At 62.9% G+C, this 25,169-nt stretch carries 26 protein-coding genes; 14 read left to right on the plus strand and 12 right to left on the minus strand.

All coding sequences use genetic code 11. The features are described 5' to 3' along the window. Positions 1-116: 116 nt before the first annotated feature. A complete protein-coding gene (locus ACVENA_RS01615) occupies positions 117-1,295 on the plus strand; it encodes a DUF481 domain-containing protein (RefSeq protein WP_449327359.1) in 1,179 nt (392 codons plus the stop codon). On the opposite strand, the gene ACVENA_RS01620 is transcribed toward ACVENA_RS01615, so the two are convergent. Then, complete coding sequence (locus ACVENA_RS01620) at positions 1,292-1,756, minus strand: VOC family protein (RefSeq protein WP_449327360.1); 465 nt, start codon at positions 1,754-1,756, stop codon at positions 1,292-1,294. The two genes, ACVENA_RS01615 and ACVENA_RS01620, sit on opposite strands and share 4 nt — an antisense overlap. Positions 1,757-1,769: 13 nt before the next feature. After that, positions 1,770-2,258 carry a hypothetical protein gene (locus ACVENA_RS01625; protein ID WP_449327361.1) on the minus strand — a complete coding sequence of 163 codons (489 nt, stop codon included), beginning with the start codon at positions 2,256-2,258 and terminating at the stop codon, positions 1,770-1,772. A 488-nt stretch (positions 2,259-2,746) separates the two neighbouring features. On the opposite strand from ACVENA_RS01625, the gene ACVENA_RS01630 reads away from it, so the two are divergent. Next, on the plus strand, positions 2,747-3,277 hold the full coding sequence (locus tag ACVENA_RS01630) for a type I restriction enzyme HsdR N-terminal domain-containing protein (protein WP_449327362.1): 531 nt from the start codon (positions 2,747-2,749) through the stop codon (positions 3,275-3,277). Here ACVENA_RS01630 and ACVENA_RS01635 read toward each other — a convergent pair. The 4 genes from ACVENA_RS01635 to ACVENA_RS01650 all read right to left on the minus strand — a co-directional run bounded on the left by ACVENA_RS01635 (position 3,234) and on the right by ACVENA_RS01650 (position 6,303). Next, positions 3,234-4,597, minus strand: a protein-coding gene (locus ACVENA_RS01635; RefSeq protein WP_257546647.1) for an IS3 family transposase whose coding sequence is annotated in 2 segments (ribosomal slippage) — positions 3,234-4,247 and positions 4,250-4,597 — 1,362 coding nt in all. Because the reading frame shifts where the segments join, the coding sequence is not laid out codon by codon here. The genes ACVENA_RS01630 and ACVENA_RS01635 overlap by 44 nt on opposite strands. Positions 4,598-4,649: 52 nt before the next feature. Then, positions 4,650-5,006 (minus strand): hypothetical protein, encoded by a 357-nt coding sequence (locus ACVENA_RS01640; RefSeq protein WP_449327363.1) that lies wholly within the window; start codon positions 5,004-5,006, stop codon positions 4,650-4,652. Positions 5,007-5,014: 8 nt separating this feature from the next. Further along, a complete protein-coding gene (locus tag ACVENA_RS01645) occupies positions 5,015-5,584 on the minus strand; it encodes a hypothetical protein (RefSeq protein ID WP_449327364.1) in 570 nt (189 codons plus the stop codon). A gap of 113 nt (positions 5,585-5,697) precedes the next feature. Further along, positions 5,698-6,303: a hypothetical protein gene (locus ACVENA_RS01650; protein ID WP_449327365.1), complete on the minus strand. Its 606-nt coding sequence runs from the start codon at positions 6,301-6,303 to the stop codon at positions 5,698-5,700. Positions 6,304-6,366: 63 nt separating this feature from the next. Here ACVENA_RS01650 and cas1 point away from each other — a divergent pair, with 63 nt between their 5' ends. Beyond that, positions 6,367-7,431 carry a CRISPR-associated endonuclease Cas1 gene (gene cas1 / locus ACVENA_RS01655; protein WP_449327366.1) on the plus strand — a complete coding sequence of 355 codons (1,065 nt, stop codon included), beginning with the start codon at positions 6,367-6,369 and terminating at the stop codon, positions 7,429-7,431. On the opposite strand, the gene ACVENA_RS01660 is transcribed toward cas1, so the two are convergent. Then, positions 7,428-7,694 (minus strand): helix-turn-helix domain-containing protein, encoded by a 267-nt coding sequence (locus ACVENA_RS01660; RefSeq protein WP_306996771.1) that lies wholly within the window; start codon positions 7,692-7,694, stop codon positions 7,428-7,430. The genes cas1 and ACVENA_RS01660 overlap by 4 nt on opposite strands. A gap of 80 nt (positions 7,695-7,774) precedes the next feature. Here ACVENA_RS01660 and ACVENA_RS01665 point away from each other — a divergent pair, with 80 nt between their 5' ends. Together ACVENA_RS01665 and ACVENA_RS01670 are read left to right on the plus strand one after the other, a co-directional pair. After that, the gene (locus ACVENA_RS01665; RefSeq protein WP_449327367.1) at positions 7,775-8,242 is read left to right on the plus strand and encodes a hypothetical protein; all 468 of its coding nucleotides are present in this window, start codon (positions 7,775-7,777) and stop codon (positions 8,240-8,242) included. 110 nt (positions 8,243-8,352) lie between these two features. Then, on the plus strand, positions 8,353-9,636 hold the full coding sequence (locus tag ACVENA_RS01670) for a PDDEXK-like family protein (RefSeq protein ID WP_257543886.1): 1,284 nt from the start codon (positions 8,353-8,355) through the stop codon (positions 9,634-9,636). A gap of 152 nt (positions 9,637-9,788) precedes the next feature. Here ACVENA_RS01670 and ACVENA_RS01675 read toward each other — a convergent pair whose 3' ends face one another. The 5 genes from ACVENA_RS01675 to ACVENA_RS01695 all read right to left on the minus strand — a co-directional run bounded on the left by ACVENA_RS01675 (position 9,789) and on the right by ACVENA_RS01695 (position 14,994). Continuing rightward, positions 9,789-11,312, minus strand: a complete 1,524-nt coding sequence (locus ACVENA_RS01675; protein WP_449327368.1) for a fumarate hydratase — start codon at positions 11,310-11,312, stop codon at positions 9,789-9,791. Between the two features lie 74 nt (positions 11,313-11,386). Further along, positions 11,387-12,196, minus strand: coding sequence for a hypothetical protein (locus ACVENA_RS01680; protein ID WP_449327369.1), 810 nt, complete (start codon positions 12,194-12,196; stop codon positions 11,387-11,389). Position 12,197: 1 nt separating this feature from the next. Next, positions 12,198-12,662: a Fur family transcriptional regulator gene (locus tag ACVENA_RS01685; protein ID WP_257547785.1), complete on the minus strand. Its 465-nt coding sequence runs from the start codon at positions 12,660-12,662 to the stop codon at positions 12,198-12,200. A 52-nt stretch (positions 12,663-12,714) separates the two neighbouring features. After that, a complete protein-coding gene (locus tag ACVENA_RS01690; protein WP_257547786.1) occupies positions 12,715-13,149 on the minus strand; it encodes a MerC domain-containing protein in 435 nt (144 codons plus the stop codon). Between the two features lie 177 nt (positions 13,150-13,326). Beyond that, positions 13,327-14,994: an AMP-binding protein gene (locus tag ACVENA_RS01695; RefSeq protein WP_449327370.1), complete on the minus strand. Its 1,668-nt coding sequence runs from the start codon at positions 14,992-14,994 to the stop codon at positions 13,327-13,329. 137 nt (positions 14,995-15,131) lie between these two features. On the opposite strand from ACVENA_RS01695, the gene ACVENA_RS01700 reads away from it, so the two are divergent. From ACVENA_RS01700 to ACVENA_RS01740, 9 genes are all read left to right on the plus strand, one after another. Continuing rightward, on the plus strand, positions 15,132-15,671 hold the full coding sequence (locus tag ACVENA_RS01700; protein ID WP_257547788.1) for a hypothetical protein: 540 nt from the start codon (positions 15,132-15,134) through the stop codon (positions 15,669-15,671). 33 nt (positions 15,672-15,704) lie between these two features. Continuing rightward, positions 15,705-17,567 carry an aminodeoxychorismate synthase component I gene (pabB, locus tag ACVENA_RS01705; RefSeq protein ID WP_449327371.1) on the plus strand — a complete coding sequence of 621 codons (1,863 nt, stop codon included), beginning with the start codon at positions 15,705-15,707 and terminating at the stop codon, positions 17,565-17,567. 115 nt (positions 17,568-17,682) lie between these two features. After that, positions 17,683-18,894: a pyridoxal phosphate-dependent aminotransferase gene (locus ACVENA_RS01710; RefSeq protein ID WP_449327372.1), complete on the plus strand. Its 1,212-nt coding sequence runs from the start codon at positions 17,683-17,685 to the stop codon at positions 18,892-18,894. 398 nt (positions 18,895-19,292) lie between these two features. Continuing rightward, the gene (gene msrA / locus ACVENA_RS01715) at positions 19,293-19,958 is read left to right on the plus strand and encodes a peptide-methionine (S)-S-oxide reductase MsrA (RefSeq protein ID WP_449328881.1); all 666 of its coding nucleotides are present in this window, start codon (positions 19,293-19,295) and stop codon (positions 19,956-19,958) included. A 136-nt stretch (positions 19,959-20,094) separates the two neighbouring features. Beyond that, positions 20,095-21,237 (plus strand): class A beta-lactamase, encoded by a 1,143-nt coding sequence (gene bla, locus ACVENA_RS01720; protein WP_449327373.1) that lies wholly within the window; start codon positions 20,095-20,097, stop codon positions 21,235-21,237. Between the two features lie 50 nt (positions 21,238-21,287). Continuing rightward, positions 21,288-21,602, plus strand: coding sequence for a hypothetical protein (locus tag ACVENA_RS01725; RefSeq protein WP_257547792.1), 315 nt, complete (start codon positions 21,288-21,290; stop codon positions 21,600-21,602). 207 nt (positions 21,603-21,809) lie between these two features. Then, on the plus strand, positions 21,810-23,018 hold the full coding sequence (gene sucC / locus ACVENA_RS01730; RefSeq protein ID WP_449327374.1) for an ADP-forming succinate--CoA ligase subunit beta: 1,209 nt from the start codon (positions 21,810-21,812) through the stop codon (positions 23,016-23,018). Positions 23,019-23,291: 273 nt separating this feature from the next. Continuing rightward, complete coding sequence (locus tag ACVENA_RS01735) at positions 23,292-24,041, plus strand: electron transfer flavoprotein subunit beta/FixA family protein (RefSeq protein ID WP_449327375.1); 750 nt, start codon at positions 23,292-23,294, stop codon at positions 24,039-24,041. A 117-nt stretch (positions 24,042-24,158) separates the two neighbouring features. Then, positions 24,159-25,088 (plus strand): electron transfer flavoprotein subunit alpha/FixB family protein, encoded by a 930-nt coding sequence (locus ACVENA_RS01740; protein WP_449327376.1) that lies wholly within the window; start codon positions 24,159-24,161, stop codon positions 25,086-25,088. The last annotated feature ends 81 nt before the right edge of the window (positions 25,089-25,169 follow it).

The following is a 25,169-nucleotide window of genomic DNA, read 5'->3' on the forward strand; positions in this document are numbered from 1 at the left end:
ATGGGGCGTGTGGGGTGGAATTGCCAGCGAAATTGCGTCTATAAGGCCCGCGCGCCGCGGTATGGGTCCGTCGGCCGATCGCACGAAGCCCCCCGCCCCAGCGAAGGATCCTTTCGATGACAGCTCTCCCCCGCTTCATCGCGCCCGGCCTGTTGGCCCCCGCTCTCCTGATCGCCGCTGGCGCCCCGCCGGCGTTCGCGTCCGTGCCCGATCCGGCGCTGCCCGCGCTGATCGTCCCGCTGACCGCAGGGGTATTGGAGGAACTGCCGCGGCCCTTGCCCGATCCGGTGCGCGCGATGATCGATGCCGCGCTCGCGAGCGGCGAGCGCAAGGATATCGAAATCGTCGTGTCGCTGGCAAAGGCGACCAACCCCAAATCGGTGGGCGAGATCGAGGCGATTCTTGCCGCCTGGCAGGCACAGCACGAAAGCAAGCCGGAGCCCGACCCGATCCGGCAGATGCTGGCGGCGGCGATGGCGACCAGGAAGGACGGCGACGTCGAGGCGGTGGGCGCGCTCGCGAAGAAGACCAACCCCGAACGGATCGCCGACATCGACGCGATGCTCGTCGATTATCGCGCCAGGCGGACCGCGGAGAAGAAAGCGGCGGCCGACGCGGCGCGCGCCAAGCTCGCCGCGGCGAAATTCTGGCAGAACTGGAAGGGCGAGGGGCAGATCGGCGCGTCGCAGAGCAGCGGTAACACCAGCTCGACGGGGCTAAGCCTCGGACTGGCGCTCAATCGCAAGGGGATCGACTGGGACCAGCGCTTTCGTGCCCAGGCCGATTATCAGCGGACGAACGGCAGCACGTCGATGGAGCGCTATCTGGTCGAATATGAGCCGCAGATAAAGGTCAGCGACCGCGCCTTCGCCTATGGTCTGGGCCGCTGGGAGCGCGACCGCATCCTGGGTTTCGGCAATCGCTGGAACGCATCGGCGGGCATGGGATACAAGGTGATCGCGAACAAGGCGATGACGCTGAACCTGAAGGCGGGGCCGGCGTGGCGCCAGACCGACTATCTGCCCGGCCGCGGACAGAGCGAAAGCGAGCTGACCGGGCTCGCGGGGCTCGATTTCGGCTGGAACCTGTCGCCGACCCTGCGCCTGACGCAGACCGCTTCGACGATCATCGGCCAGCACAACAGCGTCACCAGTTCGCTGACCGCGCTCAATGCGAAGCTGACCGGCGCGCTGTCGGCGCGCTTTTCCTATTCGGCCGATATCGATACCCGTCCGCCGCCGGGGATCGAGACGGTCGATACGCTGACGCGCTTCACCTTGGTCTATGGATTCTAACCGTCATCGAATATCCCGGCGCCGCCGATTTCCTGTCCTTCAGCGAGCAGGCCGTTGCCGGGGACATGGTTGAATTCGACGCGGATGCCATCGGGATCCTCGAACAGGATCGAATAATAGCCGGGCGCCCACGGCTCCTCCTGCGGGCCATGGACGATATGGATGTCGCCCCGGTCTTTCAGGAAATCGTGGATTCGATCGACCGCCGCGCGGTCGCGCATACGGAAACACGCATGATGCAGCCCCGGTGCACCTTGATCGAAGCGCTTGCCGACATGGTCGGGACCTGGCGGGCGGATGCCGATCGCGGTGCGTCCGCCGACACCATAGAGCATATGTTCGCTGTCGAGCACTTTCTTGAGCCCGAGCCACGCGATGACATCGCGCCAGAAGGCCGTAGAGCGCGCGAAATCGCCCGCGGTCAAAATGACGTGTGCGACGCCGTTGAGGTCTTCGGCCATGCTCCCTTCTCCTTCAGATCGGCCGGGCATCGAGTTCGCGGCGCAGAAAGGCCAGGATTTCCTCGCGGTCCTTCGATCCGTCGCCGCCCACGCGCATCGCGGCGGCGCCCATCACCATCATCAACATCGGAATGCCGGTAAAGATCGCGCCGAACAGCAGCGTGCCGGGAACGAACCAGACGATCGCCGCGCCGACGATCACGAAAATCGAGAGGAAGCCGAACCAGATGTAGGGAAACAGCCGCCCCGCGGTCGATCGCCCGAGCGTGCCGGTGATGCGCGTCCCGCCCGCATAGGGCTCCATCGAGGCTTCGAGTTCGGGCGCCATCGCATTCTGCACATTGCGGCGCGCATAGCGCAGCCGCATCACATATTGATCGCCGCTCCCGAACACCCGCGCCTTCGCGCCGTCCATGGGGTCGGCCATGATCGCCTTCAGCTTGTGCGCGATCGCCTCGGGCGAAAGAGGGGAGTGAAGATCGATCGCTTCGCTCTTTGCCATGGCGCTCTCCCTTGTCGCCCGGTGCCTAACTCGCTTTTGCACGCCCGCATAGCTTCCTCGTCACCCCGGACTTGATCCGGGGTCCTGCTCAGTGACAGTGAAAGCGGGACCCCGGATCAAGTCCGGGGGGTATAGTGATTGCCGCCGGAATTATCGCTGCTGACCACACCGTCTCGGCAAACCTCGTTCGGCGGCACCCGAATCGCTCATTTCTTGAGCGGCTTGTTGGTCCGGCGAGCATTCATACCCAGCCCATGAGCCAAAACCTGCTTCGTTGCGTCTCTTTGAACGCCACCGCTTCCCTATAAGGCCAAGGACAGTCTCATATTCGACAATCTGCGATAGGCGCGGTCTGTCCATAAGCATCGGTTTTGCAACAAAAATGAGGGGAATCATTCGCACGACTCTCCATAGGTCACCGCTCCAGCTTGCGATGCACCGACGGCGCCGCTACGCGGTGGCGAACAGCGCTGGGAGGATAAGCAGCTATGACGGGGCAGCAAATCATGGACGTAGGGGCCGCCGCCGCCGCTCTCAAGGTCATCCCCGACGGCAAGGTGGTCGATTTCATCACAGGTCGCTTAATGAACGATACTCCAGAGGAGTACGTCCGCCAGAACGTCGAAATGAGCTTGGTTCTGGAATATAATTATCAGCGAGAGCAAATTGAAGTTGAGTTCAAAATCAAAGTTGGCTCGTCAACAAAACGAGTTGATCTGGCGATATTTGCGCCGGGAGTGCCGCATACGCAGGAAAATATCCAAGTAATTATAGAAACAAAGCGAGAAGGAACGAAACGAGAAGATCGTAAAGACGGAGTGGGTCAGTTAAAAAGTTATATGGCATCGTGCATTAATTGCCAACATGGAATGTGGACCAATGCAATCGATCGCGAGTGCTATGTCCGTCGTCAGAACATTTGGCGCAACTCGTGGCGTAAATTAGCGGAGAGCGGGCCTCGTCTTGGGATTGATATTAGGCGGCGAGCTTTCGGTGCTGCAAGCGCCGATATTCGATAGTCTGTCGTTTGATCCTTTCGCGCTGTTTGATGATGGCGGGTGCCCTGCCGAAGTAGGCGTCAGCAGGCGTCACGTTGCCGAGGCTCTCGTGGTATCGGCGGTGATTATAATGGTCGATGAAGGCCTCGATCTGGGCTTCAAGTTCGCCAGGCAGGAAGTAGTTTTCGAGCAGGATGCGGTTTTTGAGGGTCTGGTGCCAGCGCTCGATCTTGCCCTGGGTCTGCGGATGCATCGGGGCACCGCGGACATGGGTCATCTTGTTGGCCTCGATATATTCGGCCAGTTCCCCAGCGATGTAGCTCGGGCCGTTGTCGCTGAGCAGTCGGGGTTTGTGCAGCACCGTGGCGCTGTCACATCCGGAAGCCGCCAGGGCGAGGTCCAGCGTGTCGGTGACGTCCTCGGCCCGCATGGTGGTGCACAGCTTCCAGGCAATGATGTAGCGTGAGAAGTCGTCGAGCACGGTTGACAGGTACAGCCAGCCCCACCCGATGATCTTGAAGTAGGTAAAATCGGTCTGCCACATCTCGTTCGGTCGGGTGGTCTTGGTGTGGAACGCATCGGCGGCCTTGACCACGACATAGGCCGGACTGGTGATCAGATCATGGGCCTTGAGCAGGCGGTAAACCGTGGCTTCCGACACGAAGTAGCGCCTCTCGTCGGTGAACCGCACCGCCAGTTCGCGAGGGGATAGCTCGGTCGTCTCCAGCGCCATCTCGACGATCTGGTCCCGGATATCGTTGCCGATGCGATTCCACACCCGGCTCGGCGCCGATGGCCGATCCTCCAGCGCCTCCGGCCCGCCTTCGAGGTAGCGGTCATACCATCGATAGAAGGTCCGGCGGGGGATGCCGAGCTGGTCCAGCGTCCGCTTGGCGGGCAGATGCGACTGCTCGACGATCCTGATGATCTCGAGCTTCTCAGATGCGGGATACCTCATTCTTCGTCGCCCCCATCCGCGATCATGCTTTTTTTGAGCAGACGGTTTTCCAGCGTCAGGTCGGCCACGCATTCCTTCAGGGCACGGGCTTCGCGGCGCAGGTCGTGCACCTCGCCGGTGGTCGCAGCTCGGGCGGTATCGCCGGCCAGACGACGCTTGCCCGCTTCCATGAACTCCTTCGACCAGGTGTAATACAGGCTCTGGGCGATGCCTTCCTTGCGGCACAGCTCGGCGATGCTGTCTTCGCCGCGCAGCCCCTCCAGCACGATCCTGATTTTGTCCTCTGCAGAGAAGTGCCGGCGCGTCGCACGCCGTATGTCCTTCACCACCCGCTCAGCTGGGGCCTTCGGCGCCGATTTTTTCAAGGAGGATTTGGGCTTCATCTTCGTTCCTTCGTCACTACGACGAAGCCCAAATCCTCCTTAAATCACAACCTCAAATATGCGCCATTGGTGCTGACGGCGGACACAGTGCGAGGCCGAATGCCGTCAGCTTTTCGATTGCGAGCCTGAGCAAATCAGCCAGCCCGAGCAGGAAGCGACCGATGGCGTGCAGCATGGGATCAGCATCGGGATCGAACGCCGGATGATCCTTTTGCTCATCGCTCACCTTGCGATGGCAATTCCGGCACAGGATGACGGTGCCATCGTCGCATCCAAAATCGGCGACATGATGCAATTCCAAACATCGCCAGTCGGCTTCGCCGCAATCGCCGCACAATGGCGAGTTGCTGCCCAGCTTTTCCAAGCGGCGCTGTTTCCGAATTTCGCGGGCAAGTTCCTTGTCTGTCATGTCCGTTCTCACACGTTGAGCCGGTAAACTTCATGGAACGCCTCGCCTCCGGCGTGAGCGAGGCGGTAGAGAGCGTTCGGGTCGGTTTCGAGCAGGTGCGCCGTGCCTTTGGCGTCGATCACAGATTGACCCTCGAAAGGACGCAGCAAATCTATGTCGTTGGTGCGCAGAAAGGCTTGCACCGCGTTTAGATGCTGGCTGTTGAGCGACGATTGCGGAAAATCCCGCAAGTCCGTCTTGAGCGCCTCGCCGCCGGTAATCACAGTCATATGGCGGGTGCGATTATCGGTAATCGTCCATTTCCGACCCTGCCGTTCGGCAAGGCCGTTGGCGCGCAGGAAGCGGCGGAAGCGTTCCGCCGATATGCCAAACTCCTTAGCCGCGCGGCCCTGATTGCCGGTCTGCCGCAATAGTTTCAGGGCGTCCTCTAGCCGTTTGTCACCGGCAATAGGCGTTGATCGGACTGGCGCTTCGTTGGCGCGCGCATGGCCTCGCGCCTGTGACCGGCTCAAACCGCGCTTGGCCGCATTGGCAATGCGGCGCCGATATTCTGCACGAAAATCTCGTGTTCTGGCCACGTTAGACTCCCTACTTCGCAGCGAATCATTCGCTGCACTTCTGGGAGCTTGCGGCCGTTGCCGGGGCCGTTAGGAGAGTCCGAAATTGCTCAAATGATTATGGTCTGTTTCGATCAGGTGAACAGATCGGGATGCGTCCTGCGATGACGCCGGATTGTGCTTTCGCCAATTCTGCATTTGCCGGGAAATTGCGCCGGAAACATCGTCGCCGCCATTTCCTGAATCTCGATGTTTTGCGTCGATTTAGGCACGTTTAGAAAATTGGGATTTGCCGATTTCAAAGCGTCCCATGCAACTTTCGCTATCATTATCAGGGTGGGACGACCCGAAGAGTTTGCCTTCGATGCTTCCAAAGGATTTGCAGGCGGCGCACGGCAAATTCGGACATCGCGGAATTCACGGCCCAAGCCCCCTATTGCCGAAACAACGGCATCAATTTCCAATTCTGCCGACAAGAACAGATTTTGGGGAATTTCTCGAATATCGAGAGAATTGTCATCCGGTGAAATGCCCAAAGCGATGAATTCGCCGTCTGCTAAGGCATCCGTCAATATTCCAAGCCGCTCGCGTTCCAGCCACTTTGATCGAGCAGGCGATTGACCGCTATCTCGATATTTTTCCCGATGTTCATGGCCCGCCGATTCCCACGCGGCAAAGGCCACGTCATCAGCGTTTTGCCAATTGGTCCTGAGCGGAGAATTAGGGTCGAATATGTGCATTTAACGCCCAGAAAACAGGTTAATTCCAGCGACAATTACACGCGATTCTGCTAAAAATCGTGAATGCTATATGCTGCCAATATTCACGCCCGCGACGTTGCCGACGAATGGGCAATTCGCGCCGAAAACTGGCTTGCCGAATTGGAGGAATTGCAAAAGCCGCGACGGCTTCGCGAACGCAATTCCAATTCGCTGATATTGGCCGGTCACGGCAATTCCCTTCGCGTCGAAAAAGGCGCGCTGATTATCAAACATGGGTTCACCCATTATCCCCAAAAGCAGGAATGCCGTCGCTATTTCAAAGGCGATTTGGAATTGCCGCGTATCATTGTCCTTTTGGACGGCAGCGGCTCGCTATCCTTCGACGTGCTGGATTGGCTGGCCGAGCAATCCATTGCGCTCGCCCGGATCAAGGCTTCCGGCGACGTGGCAATTGTGGCGAGCGGCGATGGCTTTGCTGCGGATCAAACCAAGATCGACTGGCAACGCGAAACATTGGCCTGCCCGAAACGGCGCATGGCGTTCGTGCAAGATTTGATCGCGGGGAAGCTGAGGAACAGCATCGCCACCCTTTCGGGGCATTTGCCGCAAACCGTGGATACCGATGCCGCTATCGCGAGGGCCGAACGCGGGATTGCGGAGCTTGGGAGGCCACTGGACGATTTACAGCAGGTGCGAGCGATTGAGGGCGAATGCGCCTCGCTCTATTTTCGCGCTTGGCGGCACCTGCGTCCGCAATGGAAAATCTCGAAACGATATCCGGTGCCGGATAGCTGGCTGACCTATCGGGGTCGCAGTTCGGTCCACGAATGCAAACCGGAAAATCGCCGAGCTACCGACCCGATTAACGCCATGCTCAACTATGGCTATGCGGTCATACACAGCAAATTGCAGGTCATAGCCATCGCCGATGGCTACAGCCCGCTTCTCGGCATCATGCACCGGCAAAAGCGAACCAGCGCCAGCTATATTCTCGACATGCTGGAACCGGAACGCCCTCGCGTTGACGCCGCCATATTGGATTTTGTGCAATCCCGCACGTTCACCGGGGCCGATTTCATCTTGCGCAAAGATGGTGCTTGCCGCCTGTCGCCACAGCTAGCACGGGTTGTGGCCCAGTTGGTCTAGCTGGCGGGCTTCCGACCGGGCCGCAATCCCTTTTGCTGGCCAGCGTCATTCACCGGCTGGAAAAATTCGAGCAATTCGATGCCCAATATGCGGGCGATTTTCTCCAGCGTATCGACGCTCGGATTTTCCTCCCCGCGTTCGATGCCGCCGAGATAGGAGCGATCAACGCCAGCATCGAAGGCAAGCTGCTCTTGCGAAACAGCTTGGGCAACGCGAACGCGCTTCAAGTTTTGCCCGACAAGTTTCCGCCCTTGCATGGGCATGATGGACAGTATTTGAAGGATATAAAACCACTGGATATATCCATCATATTAAGGTTTTCCCGCTAATTCCGACTGATCGAATGGCAGCGGAGGTGCGCATGTTTCGGCAATTTTTTCCGGTCGCTTTTGGCTTGATGCTGGCAGGGTGCGGCATATCGGAACCAGACTATTCCGGTTCCTATGTGGGCGGTGACGAGAACGCCCTTATCCAGTTGCAGATTGTCGAAGCGAGCGGCGGGAATATCAACGGCAGCGTCACCGCATCCCTGCTAGATTACAACGCCGGGAAATTGAAGCAGACGACAAAAGCAATCACTGGCGTTCGCCGGGGCGAGCAATTCAGCTTGCTTGCGCATCACAATGAATTCGGGGCAGCGGATGCGCCGCTATCTCTCGAAGCTGAGGGCAATTCCTTGATTCTTAAAGTTCCAGCCACCGGCCAGATAATCGAATTGGCTTCTATGGACCAAAATCAATACCGGGATCGGCTCACCAAATTTGCCAGCGCCCTAAATGCTAACGACGTTGGTTTGCTCCCCGACGATTGAAATTATCTCCGGGCGACACTTGCAGCGCAGGCAATTCGCAATGATACTGATCGGCCGGATAAGTTGTCCGAACCCATCACCATGATAAACAGCGGGCCGAAGATTCTCTCATGACTGAAATAGTCCAACACCCCAGCCATGCCGATCTGGAAAACCTATTTGTTAATAACACCGACATCGATCGCCTAGAAATATATCTCAATCGCTTCAACCCTATTCGTGTCATGCGGATGGAAAGTATGGAGGTCCGCCATTCGAATATTCTCGGCTGGCTGCTCGATCCATCGGAAACGCATGGCCTAGGTGACCGCTTTTTGAGGGCATTCCTAGCTGAAGCTATGAAGGGCGAGAGTGCAAAAGGCTGTCCGACTGCAATCGATATCGTCCAAGCTGATCTTCGCGACATGGAGGTGCGTCGCGAATGGCAGCACATTGACCTCTTCCTACTTTCCCGCCGGAACAACTGGGCCTTCATAGTCGAGAATAAATTCCATTCGTCCCAGCATAGCGGACAGCTTGCGAGATACGTTGAAAAGGTCAGGACTGCATTCGAACCGGAAGAAGGGCGGCTGGACATCAAGGGGATATTCCTGACCCTGCACGATGAAGACCCCGAAGATGCCAGCTATGCGTCAATCGGGTATGATGCAATCTGCGACCTGCTGCCTCGCGTAATAGATGCAGAGGGGCAGTCCCTCGCACAACAAGTTCGAATTTTTATCGAACACTATATCGAAATTATCAGAGAGGCGGCGGGCATGAGTGAAGAACGGGACCAGATGGAACAGTTAGCCCGTTCGCTATACCGCCAACACCGCAAAGTTCTTGATTTTATATGGGATTATGGATCATCGACAAACTTCCTGCTCGCCCGCGATGAAGTTTTCGGAGATGACTGGGGCGATGGGGCCGTAGTCAAAGCCGGAAAAATCAGCCTCGTTAGCTTTTGGAGCGGCGGGGAGCAGTTTAGTTTCCTGCCATTGAATTGGTATGAAGCACTTAGCAAAAATGGGCATTCTTGGACCGGATGCGAAAATTGGTGGTCGGGTTATCCGCTGATCTGCTGGATGCAGCTATTTCAGAGCGATAAAGGAACGGAAGGCTCCGTGCGCTTGGTCGCCGAGATTGGTCCTCTTCAGAATTTTGAATTGCGAAAAAAGCTGATCGAAGCAATTCAAGCCGTCGCGGCAGAAAAGGGAATACCGCAAATTCGGTTTCAAAAAACCGCGTCCAATGAAGGGAAAAAATACTCAAAATTCTTGAAGGACAATAGCATATCTATCAATGATGTTCAGGACGTCGAAGAGATAAGTAAGGCTATATCTAGGCTTCTAAAGAATTTCGTTCCATGTTTTGATGCTGTTTCGTTAGCCTTGGATGACTTTACCAACTGACGAGCGAAAGCTGGAACGCACATGCGCCTTCCCACGGATGGCGGCAATCTCTCGCTTCCAGCCGAAATCCTGATCTGTGGTCATCCGAATAATTTATTCCCACGATCACTATACCCCCCGGATCAAGTCCGGGGTGACGAAGATCAGGGAGGTTACGCCTTCTCCAGCAGCCCCTCGTCCTTGATCCTTTTCTGCCACACCAGCGGCGCGTTGACGTGGACGTTCTGGCCTTCGCTGTCGACCGCGACGGTGACGGGGAAGTCCTTGACCTCGAATTCGTAGATCGCCTCCATGCCGAGGTCGGCGAAGCCGACGACCTTTGAGCCCTTGATCGCGCGCGCGACCAGATAGGCGGCGCCGCCGACCGCCATCAGATAGGCGCTCTTGTGCTTCGCGATCGCCTGGGTCGCGGCGGGACCGCGCTCGGCCTTGCCGACGCAAGCGAGCAGGCCCTGCTCCAGCATCATATCCATGAACTTGTCCATGCGCGTTGCCGTGGTCGGCCCCGCGGGGCCGACGATTTCCTCGCCGACCGGGTCGACCGGGCCGACATAATAGATGACGCGGCCCTTGAACTCGACGGGCAGCTCCTCGCCCTTCGCGAGCATGTCGGCGATGCGCTTGTGCGCGGCGTCGCGGCCGGTGAGCATCCTGCCATTGAGGAGGATGCGGTCGCCCTGCTTCCAGCTTGCAACGACCGCGGGCGTCAGCGTGTCGAGGTTGACGCGGATCGCGGCCTTGTCGGGCGTCCAGTCGATCTGCGGATAGTCGGCGAGCACCGGCGGTTCGAGGAAGGCCGGTCCGCTGCCGTCGAGCGTGACATGCGCGTGGCGCGTCGCGGCGCAGTTCGGGATCATCGCGACCGGCTTCGACGCGGCGTGGGTCGGCCAGTCCCTGATCTTGATGTCGAGCACGGTGGCGAGGCCGCCGAGCCCCTGCGCGCCGATGCCGAGCGCGTTGACCTTTTCATACAGTTCGACGCGCAATTCCTCGATCGGCGACGACGGCCCGCGTGCGAGCAATTCGGTCATGTCGATCGGATCCATCAGCGATTGCTTGGCGAGCAGCATCGCCTTTTCCGCGGTGCCGCCGATGCCGATGCCGAGCATGCCGGGCGGGCACCAGCCGGCGCCCATCTGGGGCACCATGTCGAGCACCCAGTCGACGATCGAGTCGCTGGGGTTCAGCATCTTGAACTTCGACTTGTTCTCGCTGCCGCCGCCCTTCGCGGCGACGTCGATATGGACCTTGTCGCCCGGTACCATCTCGACATTGAGGACCGAGGGCGTGTTGTCCTTCGTATTGACGCGGCTGAACGCCGGATCGGCGAGGATCGAGGCGCGCAGCTTGTTATCGGGATGCAGATAGGCCTTGCGCACGCCCTCATCGACGACCTGTTGCAGGCTGCGGGCGCTGTCGAGGCGGCAGTCCATGCCCCATTTGATGAAGACGGTGACGATGCCGGTATCCTGACAGATCGGCCGATGCCCCTCCGCGCACATCCGGCTGTTCGAGAGAATCTGCGCCATTGCGTCTTTCGCGGCGGGCGACACCTCGCGCTCATAGGCGGCGCCGAGCGCGCGGATATAGTCCATCGGGTGGAAATAGCTGATGTACTGGAGCGCGTCGGCGATCGTTTCGACGAGGTCGTCCTCGCGGATGATGACGGTGTTCATGGGTGCAGCCTTTCCCCCTTGTGGCAGGATTCGCCGGCCTCCCTAGACCCGCATCGCCGCGACGGGAAGAGGGGTCAGGAGCGGCGCCGGCCGAAGGTCGGGCGCCCTGGCGCGGGACGGGCCGGAACGGGTCGCTGAAGCACCTCGGGCGGTTCGGCTTCGACCAACGGCCGCTTTTGTGCGAACGCGCGCCAACATGCGATCGCCGCGGTGCCGAGCAGCGCGATCCAGCCGCCGCCGGTCGCCGCGAGCAGCGTCCAGCCGTAGCGCGCGGGGAGGGCGATCGCCATCAGCGCGGGCACGCAGGCGACGATCACGAGCGTTCCCGCGAGCGTCCACCAGCGCCCGCCGAGCCGTGCCAGCGCCAGCCCGATCGCGACATTGGTGAGCGCGAGCAGCACGAATTTCGCAGCGACCGGATGAGGCAGGCTCGCCATCGCGGGCGAATAATCGCCGGCGGTGAAAGCCGCCTGGATATCGAAGAGAAGCCAATTCTCCCTCGCATCGCAGAGCATCGCAAGGACGGGTAGCGCCGCGGCGAACGAGATGATCTTCAGCCCGGTCTCCCGCGCCAGCGCGATCAACCCGCAGCCGAGAAAGCCCGCGTAGAGCAGCATATAGAGATAGTCGCGCTCGTTGCCCGTCCGCATCATCGCGAGGCGACCGACCTGCCGCGCGTCACTATCGAGGCCGAATATGGCAATCAGATCGTCCTGACTGCCCGCGAATTCGAAGGCGAGGACGGGCGCGCCATAGCCCGGCTCGGCAGCGAAACTATCCTGCGGGAAGGTCTGGCCGAGCCACAAGCCGACCAGAATGACGCCGAAACCGAGGAACAGTGCCGCGTGCCACCAGCGTGCCGCCGGCAGCGCCGCCGCGCTCAACCTATTGGCACTCGGCGCATTTGCCGCGCACTTCGATGACCGGGCGTTCGGCGGCAAAGCCCGTCGCGTCGGCGGCGGCGCGGACGCCGTCGGAAATCTTGTCGTTGTCGATATGCACCGCGCTGCCGCAACTGTCGCAGATCAGGAAGATACAATCGTGAAGGCAGCCCGGATGGCTGTTCGCGACGAAGGCGTTGGCGCTCTCGACCCGGCGGACGAGGTTATTCGCGACGAACAGGTCGAGGATGCGATAGACGCTGTTCGGCGCGACGCGCTTGCCGCGCTTCTGCGACACGATGTCGGCGATCTCATAGGCGCTCGCGGGCTTGCCGATTTCGGCGACGGCGTCGAAAATCTGCGCGCGCATGTCGGTCCAGGCTTCGCCCGCGCCCTCGAGCGCGGTTTGCGCCGCGCTGGCGAGCGAGGCGCCGCTGGCCTCGATATGCGCATGATCATGCTTGCCCATGACGATAATGTAGGCGCTTTGGGCGCGGCCCGCAAGTTGCGGACAATGCGTATCAGTGGCGCGCGCGGCGGTTGAGATCGTGGCCGAGCGCGACGATCGCGACGCCGATCATCGTCGCCAGCACTTCGCTGCCGTCGTGCGGCCGCGCCAGCGCCCCCGCCATCATCCCGAGCCCAAAGCAGCCGACGCCGAAGGGCATCATATAGCCGTGGCTGAGCACCCCCGAAACCAGCGTTACCAGCGCGAAACCGATCGCGATGGCGAGGCCGACCTCGTGGAAGAGATGATTTTCGAGGAACACCCCGCCGACCGAAGCGATCGACGCGAAGAAGATCGTCGTGGCAAGGCAATGGACGAGGCAAAGCCCCGACAATCCCATCGCGAGCTGATCGCCCGACAGCGAGGTCAGCGGCCGCGAATCGCGCGCAGCCCGCACCATCGCGCCGAGGCGCGGCCATGCATGGCTGTGACTGGCGACTTGGGTCACCCGATTCTCCGTTGGTCCAACTGCGGGGTTTGATATGGCATAACATGACAGAGGTTACAATGTCTCATTGTAACAATTCATATCCCCCCTTCGTCATTCCCGCGAAAGCGGGAACCCAGAGCGTGCGTCAGCAAACTCCACACTGGGTTCCCGCTTTCGCGGGAATGACGAGGTTTGTCAGGCCCCCGCCTCTGCCCTGAGCGCCTTCCGGTCGAGCTTGCCGATCATCGTTTTGGGCAGATTGCTCCGCACCTCGACCGCGCTCACCCGCTCATGCTTGCCGAGCCGGGCGTTGAGCCAGGCGGTGAGGGCTTCGCCCGACACCTCATAGCCTTCCTCCAGCGTCACGAACGCCTTGGGCGTCTCGCCGCGATAGGCGTCGGGGACGCCGAGGACGATCGCCTCCTTGACCGCGGGATGTTCGTGGAGATGCGCCTCGATCACGCTCGGATAGACTTTGAAGCCGCCGACCGCGATCATGTCCTTCAGCCGGTCGACGATGCGGATATAGCCCTCGGCGTCGATCGCCGCGACGTCGCCGGTGCGCAGCCAGCCGTCTTCGGTGAAGCTGTCCCGATCCGCTTCGGGCCGGTTCCAATAACCCTGCATGATCTGGGGACCCTTGACCGCGAGCTCGCCCGCTTCGCCCGGCGCGGCATCCTGCGTGGGATCGTCGCGGTTCAGCAGGCGGATGCGCGTCGCGGGGATCGGCTGGCCGATCGTGCCGGGCTTGACCGGACCGTCATAGGGGTTGGTCGCGACGACGCCCGAGCTTTCGGTGAGACCATAGCCCTCGACGAGCGAGGCGCCGGTCGCGGCGATGAATTTCTCGCGCAGCTCGGCGGGCATCGGCGCCCCGCCCGAGATGCAGACGCGCAAGCTGGAGAAGTCGGTCTTTGCGAGGTCGGGATGGTCGAGCAGCGCCTGATACATGGTCGGGACGCCGGGCAGCGCGGTCGCCTTGGTCCGCGTGATCGCCGCAAGCGCCGCCTTGGCGTCGAAGCGCGGCAGCATCGTGATCATCCCGCCGTTGAGCACCGTGCGATTGAGGACGCAGGTGTTCGCAAAGACGTGGAAGAAGGGCAGCACCCCCAGGATGCGGTCGCCGGCATCATGATCGGGGTCGATCGCATTGACCTGCCGCGCGTTGGCGGTGAGGTTCTGGTGCGTCAGCTTCGCGCCCTTCGGCGTTCCGGTGGTGCCGCCGGTATATTGGATCAGCGCGACGTCCCGCTCCGCATCGATCGCCACCGGGTCGGGGCGCCCGTCGTTGGCGATGAGCGCCGAAAAGCGGATGATGCGCGGATCGGCGGGCAGCGCGGCGACCTCTTTCTTCTTGAACAATCGATAGAGAACCGACTTCGCGGGCGGCAGTCCGCCCGCGATCGATCCGACGACAAGATGCTTGAGGCTCGACCCGTCGAGGACCGCGAGCGCGGTCGGCAACAGCGCCGTTGCGCTGAGCGTGACCAGCGTGTCGGTGCCCGAATCCTCGACCTGCGCCTCAAGCTCGGCGACGGTATAGAGCGGCGAGAAATTGACCACCGTCGCCCCGGCGGCGAGCGCGCCATAATAGGCCGCGACATAATGCGGTAAATTGGGCAGGAAGAGCCCGACGCGGCTTCCCTTGCCGATGCCGCGCTGTTGCAGCCCGCGCGCGACACGCGCGACGCCATCGGCGACTTCGGCATAGGAAAAATGCCGCCCCATGAAATCGAGCATCGGTGCATCGCCTTTGCGCGCGGCGCTCGCCGCGAGCATGTCGGGAAGCGAGAGGGGAGCGAAGGGCTGATCCCATGCGGTCGGATGGCGATAATCGTGCGACCAGTCATGGGGGCTCGGCATGGCCGGGATTCGTCCTTTCTATGCTCGTTACTGACATCACTCTAAGCAGCGCCGCCGCATATCGCAATCGGGGGTCGTGCTTGCGGCGCGGCGGCGCGGCGGCTAGGCAAGGGCGTTCGAATTTCCAGGGGATCGCCATGCCGCACCTGTCCATGCGCCTGATCGCGCCGCTCGCTGTTCTTGCCGCGGTCGCCGCAGCCGCTCCCGCCGCCGCAAAGGACAAGGAGCCGCCGCCGCGTCCGGCCCAGATTCAGGAACTCTATAACTGCCGCGACATCGCCGATCCGACGGCGCGCCTTGCCTGCTTCGATCGCGAGGTCGGTGAGTTGCAGACCGCCGATACCCAGCGCGAGATCAGCTTCGCCGACCGCGAAACGGTGAAGAAGACGCGGCGCGGTCTTTTCGGCTTCACCTTGCCCGACCTCGGCATCTTCGGCGGCGATGACGAAGATGAGGTGAAGAGCATCGACACGACCGTCGCTTCCTCGTCGCAGGTCGAGGGCGGGCGCTATCGCATCGCGATGGCGGACGGTTCGGTCTGGCTTCAGATCGACGACCGTCGGATGGCGCTGTCGCCGCGGCCGGGGCAGAAGATCCAGATCAAGACGGCGTCGCTCGGCAGCTATTTCCTCAGCCTCGAAGGACGACCCGCCATTCGCGTCCGCCGCGAACGCTGACCGGCACCGGCGGATTTCGGGCAGGCATCGGATATGGCGAAGCGGCTGGCCGTCGGCGAAGGCGCTGTGCCTTTCGTCCTGCTCGACGATGCGCGTCGCGATGGCGCAGCGCCCGCGCGACTGTTCCGGCATCCGGTCGGCACGCTGGTCGCGGCGCGCGTCGGCGACATGGGGGCGCTGCTTGATGCGCTCGATGCGGCGCGCGCGCGCGGGCTCCATGTCGCAGGCTATCTCGCCTATGAAGCCGGCCGGGGCTTTGCGCCGGCTTGGCGTGGCGGGGCGGGGGATGCCGATTCGGGTGGCGACCTTCCGCTTGCGTGGTTCGGCCTGTTCGAGACGGTCGAGCGGATCGCGCCCGATGCCGTCGCCGAATGGCTTCCCGATCCCGCCGCCGCGTGGGTCGGCGCGCCCCGCCCGCGCATCGACCCCGCCGACTATCTGGCCGCGGTCGAGCAAGTGCTCGCCTATATTCGCGCCGGCGACATCTATCAGGCGAACCTGACCTTCCGCGCCGATGTGCCGCTGCTCGGCGATCCGCTCGCCGTCTATGCGCGGCTGCGGCGCACCGCGCGGGCGGGCTACGGCGGTTTCCTGTGGACCGGCGAGCGGGCGGTCGCCTCGCTGTCGCCCGAGCTTTTCTTCGCTTTGCGCGAGGGGCAGGTGATGGCGCGGCCGATGAAGGGGACTGCCGAACGGCGTGCCGACGCCGACGCCGATGCCGCGGTGGCGCGCGAACTGGCCGAGGACCCCAAGCAGCGCGCCGAAAATCTGATGATCGTCGACCTGATCCGCAACGACCTGTCGCGCGTCGCGGTGCCGGGAACGGTGACCGTGCCCGAGCTCTTCCGCGTCGAGAGCTTTCCGACGATCCACCAGCTCGTCTCCGACGTGTCGGCGGCGCTTCCCGAAGGCGCGGGGGCGGCCGATGTGTTGCGCGCCGCCTTTCCCTGCGGGTCGATCACGGGGGCGCCGAAGGTGCGCGCGATGGAGATCATCGACGCGCTGGAGATCGAACCGCGCGGGCTCTACACGGGCTCGATCGGCTTCATCGAAGCGGGGGGCGATGCCGCCTTCAATGTCGCGATCCGGACTTTGGTGTTTCCGAACGGGGACTTGCGGGACGGCGCGGCTTGCGCCACGCGCCCCTTGCAGGAAAGCGCGGCTTGCGCCACGCTGGGGCTCGGTTCCGGAATCGTCGCCGACAGCCAGCCTGCCGAGGAATGGCGCGAATGTCTGGCCAAGGGGGAATTTGTGAGCGCAGCGGGCGAGAGCTTCGACCTGATCGAAACGATGTTCTTCGATCCCGTCGAGGGCGTCCAGCGGCTCGAAGGCCATCTGGCGCGGATGAAGGCGAGTGCCGCGGCGCTCGATTTCGTGTTCGACCGGCACGGCGCGCGCAATAGCCTGCAATCGGCGACCTTCCGTCTGCGCAGCGCGGCGCGGGTGCGGATGCGGCTCGCGCGGTCGGGCGCGCTCGCGGTCGAGGTGTCGTCGCTGCCACGGCTTGCCGAACTGCCGGTGCCGGTCGCGGTCTGTCCCGCGCCAATGGCGGCGGACGATTTCCGCGCCCTGCACAAGACCAGTTTGCGCGCGCCTTATGACGCCGCGCGCGCCGCGCGGGGCACCGCGGAGGTGGTGTTCGTCGACGAGCCTGGTTTCGTCACCGAGGGAAGCTGGAGCAATATCTTCGTCGAGCGCGACGGGCTCTTGCTGACGCCGCCGCTGGCGCTCGGCCTGCTTCCGGGCGTCCTGCGCGCCGAGCTGATCGAGAAAGGCCGCGCGGTCGAATCGCACCTGCGCCTCGCCGACCTTGCGGGCGGCTTCTTCCTCGGCAATTCGCTGCGCGGCCTGATCCCGGCGCGGCTGGTGGACGGTACGGCTACCGCGATAGGCTGAGCTTCGCCCTGCATAGGTAAATTATCCCATGCCGCGCTTGCGAATTGCGGATGGAAGCTCTAGGCGCGGCCCCGCGCAATTTCCTGTCCATTTGCTCGCGAAGGACCGCCTCTCCATGTCGCTGAAGCCGCATATCTCCGCCGCCCTCCAACGCATCCAGCCCTCGGCGACGCTCGCGATGACCGCGCGCGTGACCAAGCTGAAGGCCGAAGGCGTCGATGTGATCGGCCTTTCGGCGGGCGAGCCCGATTTCGACACCCCCGATTTCGTCAAGGAAGCGGCGATCGAGGCGATCCGCAACGGCCAGACCAAATATACGCTGGTCGACGGCACGATCGCGCTCAAGGAAGCGATCCGCGGCAAGTTCCGCCGCGACAACGGCCTCGACTACGGCCTCGACCAGATCACGGTCAACGTCGGCGGCAAGCATACGCTCTTCAACGCGCTCGTCGCGACAGTCGACGCGGGCGACGAGGTGATCATTCCCGCGCCCTATTGGGTGAGCTATCCCGACATCGTCGCCTTCTGCGGCGGGACGCCCGTGATCGTAGAGGGAACGGCGGCGCAGAATTACAAGATTACTCCAGCGCAGCTCGACCAGGCGATCACGAAGAAGACGCGCTGGGTGATGTTCAACTCGCCGTCCAACCCGTCGGGCGCCGCTTACTCGCCCGAGGAGCTCGACGCGATCGGCGAGGTGATCCGCCGTCATCCGCACGTGATGGTAATGACCGACGATATGTACGAGCATGTCTGGTACGCCGATTTCGCCTTCTCGACGCTCGCGCAGCGCTGCCCCGACCTGATCGATCGTATCCTGACCGTCAACGGCTGTTCGAAGGCCTATGCGATGACCGGCTGGCGCATCGGCTATGCCGGCGGCCCTGCCTGGATCATCAAGGCGATGGGCAAGCTCCAGTCGCAGTCGACTTCGAACCCCTGCTCGATCGCGCAGGCGGCGGCGGCGGCGGCGCTCGGCGGGCCGCAGCAGTTCCTCGACGACCGCAACGCCGCGTTCAAAAAGCGTCGCGACATGGTGGTCGCGATGCTCAACGACGCGCCGGGCCTGAACTGTCCGGTCCCCGACGGCGCCTTCTACGTCTATCCCGACGCGAGCGGCTGCATCGGCAAGAAGACGCCTTCGGGCCACGTCATCGAGAATGACGAGATGCTGATCGACTATTTCCTCGACGCCGCGCGCGTCGCGGCGGTGCACGGCGGCGCTTTCGGCTTGTCGCCGGCCTTCCGTGTTTCCTATGCGACCTCCGAAGCGGCGCTCAAGGAAGCGTGCGTGCGCATCCAGCAGGCCTGCGCGGCGCTGAGCTGACTCTGTCTCCTCTCCCGCAGGCGGGAGGGGCCGGGGGTGGGCCAGCGACGTCAAGGTCATGCCCACCCCGCTGCGACTAGGCAGCGAGCTGCCAAGTCTCGCTGCCCCTCCCGCCTGCGGGAGGGGGCAAGCTGAACCTTGCACAACCATCCGGTTCACCCTTCGGTAAGCCCTCGTCCCTATAGGTGATCGCCATCACTGCACGGCGGCAAGGGGCGCGCCATATCGTTCGGTGTAACCAGGGCGGCATCGCCCGCGAAACGATAAACATGACAAGAGGCTCCCATGCTCACCATGATTCGCTCCGACTGGTTTCCGACCATGCTCGCCGGCTTCGCCATCGGCGGGCTGATCGTGATGCTCCAGCATCCGGGGCTCGCGCTTCCCTTATAATGCCGATGCGGCGCGCGTTCGCCGCGTTGCTCGCGGCGCCGCTTCTCGCGCAATGCGCGCCCGCGCAGGCCGAGAATGTCGTCAAGCTGCCCGCCGCCGCCTATGACCCCGCGGTGAACGCGACGCGCGCCACAGCGGTGCTCGCCGGGGGCTGCTTCTGGGGCGTCGAGGGCGTCTTTTCCAACGTCAAGGGCGTGATCTCGGTCGAAGCGGGCTATCATGGCGGCAGCGCGGCGACGGCGAAATACGAACTGACCCACGACGGCAGCTCGGGCCATGCCGAGGCGGTGCGGATCGTCTATGATCCCACCAAGGTCAGCTATGGAACCTTGCTGCGCGTGCTGTTCTCTGTCGTTGCCGACCCGACGCTGAAGAATCGTCAGGGCCCCGACGCCGGATCTCAATATCGCGCCGCGATCGTGCCGATGGATGCGGCCCAGCGGCAGGTCGCGACCGCCTATCTCGCGCAGATCGGCAAGGGCGGCTATTATACCAAGCGGCTCGTCGTCCCGATCGAAGCCTATAAGCGCTTTTATCCGGCCGAATCCTATCACCAGAATTTCATGCGGCTCCACCCTGCGAATCCCTATATCGTCCGCTGGGACGCGCCCAAGCTCGCGGCGCTGAAGCGGCTGTTTCCGGGCCTCGTCCGCCAGACTCCCGTCCCCTGATCGCTGCCGCCCCGCCGCTCATCGCGCCTGCGGAATCGTTCGTCGCAAATCGCTGGCCCGCCGCCTGTGGCTGCGGGAGCAGGGGGGCGGCCAAAAGGGTCGGGACAATATAGACGGTCGCAGCCGCGGGGTTGGAATGAAGTTACGGTTTTCGGGCAGGTCGCTGCTCGGCATGACGATCGGCGCGACGTTGCTCGCAGGATGCGTCAGCGGCGCGGCGCTGGTGCCGCCGCCGCCGCGCCAGGCGCAGCCCGCGCCCCACGCTCCGGGCGCGGTCACCGTTCCGATCGGGGAGCCGGTGCGCTCGTCGGCCCCGCCACCGCGCGGCACGCTCGATCCCGGCTTTCGTCGTCCCGCTCCGGGCCTCAATGATCGTATTGCTTCGCTCTGGCGCGCCTTTCCCGGCAAGACCGGCATCGCGGTCCAGCGCATCGACGGCGAATGGGCGATCGCGCAGCGCGGCACCGACCTCTTCCCCCAACAGAGCGTATCGAAGCTGTGGGTGGCGATGAGCATCCTCGACGCGGTCGATAGCGGCCGGATCAGCCTCGACCAGAAGGTCCGCATCGGGCCCGAGGATCTGGTGGTCTTCCACCAGCCGCTCGCCGCGCGCGTGCGCTCGGAAGGCAGCGTGACGATGAGCGTGCGCGACCTCATCGAGACCGCGATCACGCATAGCGACAATCTGGCGAACGACAGCCTGCTGCGCACCGTCGGCGGCCCCAATGCAGTGCGCGCCTTCATCGCGAAGAAGGATCTGGGATCGATCCGTTTCGGCCCCGGCGAGCGGTTGCTGCAAAGCGCCACTGCGGGGCTGACCTGGCAGCAGAGCTATTCGCTCGGCCGCAACTTCCAGACCGCGCGCGCGGCGCTTCCGATGGCGACGCGCCAGGCGGCGATGGACAGATATCTCGCCGACCCGATCGACGGCGCGAGCCCCGCGGCGATCGCGAGCGCGCTGACCCGCCTTGCGCGCGGCACCTTGCTGTCGCCCGAATCGACCGACTATCTGCTCGGCGTGATGACGCGGACGCGCAGCGGGCCGCAGCGGCTGAAGGCCGGCCTGCCCGCCGGCTGGCAATTCCTCCACAAGACCGGCACCGGCCAGGATCTCAACGGCATGACCGCGGGCTATAACGACATCGGCATCGCCACCGCGCCCGACGGCACCCGCTATGCGATCGTCGTGATGCTGGGCACCACGACCGCGTCGATTCCGCAGCGCATGGCGCTGATGCAGGCGGTGTCGGGCGCGGTCGCCGAATTCCACGGGCGATAGGGGCGTCCTGCGGGGTTTGTGGTCTTGCCGCTTTCGATTATAGGCGGCGCATGAAGACCTGTATCGCTTTCCCCCTGATCGCCGGATGCCTCGCGCTCGCAAGCTGCGCGACGCCCGAGACGCGGCTCCGCAACGGCCTCCACAATGCCGGCCTGTCGCAGGCGATGTCGGCGTGCATGGCCGAGCGGATGGTCGACCGCCTGTCGCTCGTCCAGCTCCGCCGCCTCTCGGCGCTCGGCAGCCTCAGGGACAAAAGGATCACCGACCTGTCGCTCGACCAGTTCCTCCACAAGGTCCGCGCTCTCAAGGATCCCGAGATATTGACGGTTTCGACAAGCTCCGCCGCGCTTTGCGCGCTGCGCTGACCTATTCCATCATCGTCATCCCGGCGAAGGCCGGGATCTCACCCTCGCGTCATGATGCACCGGCGAGATCCCGGCTTTCGCCGGGATGACGAAGGAATGGGGATCGATAGAATCTCTTGTCGCGGCAGGGGTAGCCTTGCCGCGCAACTTGTGCTTATGCGGCGCCATTCTTCTCCCCTTCCAGAGTCGAAAGGCCCGGCAGACCTCATGAACATCCACGAATATCAGGCGAAAGAACTGCTCGCGAAATTTGGCGTCGCGGTGCCCAAGGGCATTGCCGCGATGAGCGTCGAGGAAGCCGTCGCGGCGGCGAAGCAGCTTCCCGGGCCGCTCTATGTCGTGAAGGCGCAGATCCACGCCGGCGGCCGCGGCAAGGGCAAGTTCAAGGAGCTCGGCCCCGACGCGAAAGGCGGCGTCCGCCTTGCCAAGACGCTCGAGGACGTCGAGGCCGCGGCCAAGGACATGCTCGGCAACACGCTGGTGACGATCCAGACCGGCGAGCATGGCAAGCAGGTCAACCGCCTCTACATCACCGACGGCGCCGACATCAAAAAGGAATATTATCTCGCGCTGCTCGTCGACCGCGCCACCAGCCGCATCGCGGTGGTCGCCTCGACCGAGGGCGGGATGGACATCGAAACCGTCGCGCACAATACGCCCGACAAGATCCACACCATCGTCATCGACCCCGCGACCGGCCTGATGCCGCACCACGGCCGCAGCGTCGCCGCGGCGCTCGAACTCGAAGGCGATCTCGCGAAGCAGGCGGCGAAGACGCTCGCGGGTCTCTACAACGCTTTCCTCGCCACCGACGCCGAGCAGATCGAGATCAACCCGCTCGCGGTCTGCGAGGGCGCGAACGGCGACGAACTGCTCGTCCTCGACGCCAAGCTCGGCTTCGATGGCAATGCGATGTTCCGCCATAAGGATATCGCCGAGCTGCGCGACCTGACCGAAGAAGATCCGGCCGAGGTCGAGGCGTCGGAATATGACCTCGCCTACATCAAGCTCGACGGCAACATCGGCTGCATGGTCAACGGCGCCGGTCTCGCGATGGCGACGATGGACATCATCAAGCTCAATGGCGCTTTCCCGGCCAACTTCCTCGACGTCGGCGGCGGTGCGAGCAAGGAGAAGGTGACGGCGGCGTTCAAGATCATTTTGAAGGACCCCGCGGTCGAGGGCATCCTCGTCAATATCTTCGGCGGCATCATGAAGTGCGACATCATCGCCGACGGCATCGTCGCTGCGGCGAAGGAAGTGAACCTGTCGGTTCCGCTCGTCGTCCGCCTCGAAGGCACGAACGTCCAGCAGGGCAAGGATATCCTCGCGAACTCGGGCCTGCCGATCGTCGCGGCGAATGATCTGGGCGATGCGGCGAAGAAGATCGTTGCCGAGGTCGCCAAGGCGGCGTGAAGTTCCACCCCCTCTCCCCTTGCGGGAGAGGGTTGCGGAGACTTGCGAGCTTGCTCGCTAGTCGAAGCTGGGTGAGGGGTATGCGAGCCGTAGGCTCGCGCGGAGCATAGCTCCGCTCACCCTCATCCAAGTCCGCCTAATCGCCTACGGCGATAAGGCTCCCTATCCTTCTCCCGTCAAGGGAGAAGGGGTTCGTGGGGACTGCAAGGTTGACGTTTACGTAAACGCCAATTATGGCGCAGTGCACAATTTTTCGAGAGGAGCTTTGAGCCCATGAAAATCCTCGTCCCCGTGAAGCGGGTGCTCGATTACAACGTGAAGCCGCGGGTGAAGTCCGACGGCACCGGCGTTGATTTGGCGAATGTGAAGATGTCGATGAACCCGTTCGACGAGATCGGCGTCGAGGAAGCGATCCGCCTGAAGGAAAAGGGCGTCGCGACCGAGATCATCGCCATCAGCGTCGGCCCGGCGAAGGCGCAGGAAACGCTGCGCACCGCGCTCGCGATGGGCGCCGACCGCGCGATCCTGGTGCAGACCGACGATGAGGTCGAACCGCTCGCGCTCGCGAAGATCTTCAAGGCGATTGCCGATACCGAACAGCCCGGCCTTGTCATCCTCGGCAAGCAGGCGATCGACGGCGACAACAACCAGACCGGCCAGATGCTCGCCGCGCTCACCGGCTGGGCGCAGGGCACCTTCGCCAGCGCGGTGAACGTCGAGGGCGATCATGTCAGCGTCACCCGCGAAGTCGACGGCGGCCTCGAAACGGTGAAGCTCAAGCTCCCCGCGATCGTCACCACCGACCTTCGTCTGAATGAGCCGCGCTATGCGTCGCTGCCGAACATCATGAAGGCGAAGTCGAAGCCGCTCGATACCAAGTCGCCCGCCGACTACGGCGTCGATACGGCGCCGCGCGTCAAGACGGTCAAGGTTTCGGAGCCGCCCGTCCGCTCGGCCGGCGTCAAGGTCGCCGATGTCGATGAACTGGTTGCCAAGCTCAAGGCGATGGGCGTCCATAGCTGAGATATTCCACCCCGTTCGCCCTGAGCTTGTCGAAGGGCTGTTCTTCTTCGGGATCATCGAAAGAAAGGGCAGGGCTTCGACAGGCTCAGCCCGAACGGATTAGAGGGAAGTTTAGAGATGAAAACTCTGGTTTGGGTCGAACATGACGGCAGCGCCGTCAAGGATGCCACGCTCGCCGCGGTGACCGCCGCCTCGAAGCTCGGCGAAGTCCACCTTCTCGTCGCCGGTGCCGGCGTCGATGGCGTTGCCAAGGCTGCCGCCGGGATCGCCGGTGTCGGCAAGGTGCATGTCGCCGACAACGCTGCCTTCGGTCACAATCTGCCCGAAAATATCGCGCCGCTCGTCGCCGAGCTGATGGCGAGCCATGACGCCTTCGTCGTGCCCGCGACCACCACCGGCAAGAATATCGCGCCGCGCGTCGCAGCCTTGCTCGACGTGATGCAGATCAGCGAGATCCTGTCGGTCGAAGGGCCCAAGACCTTCACCCGCCCGATCTACGCGGGCAACGCGATCGCGACCGTCGAGAGCAGCGATCCGAAGCTGGTCCTGACCATTCGCGGCACCGCCTTCGAAAAGGCCGCCAGCACCGGCGGTTCGGGCGCCGTCGAAGCCGTCCCGGCGGGTGGCGACGCCGGAATCTCCAGCTTCGTTGGCGCCGAGATCGCGAAGCAGGATCGCCCCGAGCTGACCTCGGCGAAGATCATCGTCTCGGGTGGTCGCGCGCTGGGTTCGAGCGAGAAATATCAGGAAGTCATCGTTCCGCTTGCCGACAAGCTCGGCGCCGCGCTCGGCGCGAGCCGCGCCGCGGTCGACGCGGGCTATGTCCCGAACGACTATCAGGTCGGCCAGACCGGCAAGATCGTCGCGCCGGAGGTCTATTTCGCGATCGGCATCTCGGGCGCGATCCAGCATCTCGCCGGCATGAAGGATTCGAAGACCATCGTTGCGATCAACAAGGATGAGGACGCGCCCATCTTCCAGGTCGCCGACTTCGGTCTCGTCGCCGATCTGTTCAATGCCGTGCCGGAACTGACCGGCAAGATCTGAGCCTTTCGGCCATGATTCGGAAACGGCCGCGGGCGATCCCGCGGCCGTTTTCATTTGGAGCGAGTCATCCTTCTGTCATCG

Source organism: Sphingopyxis sp. 550A, from assembly GCF_053569535.1.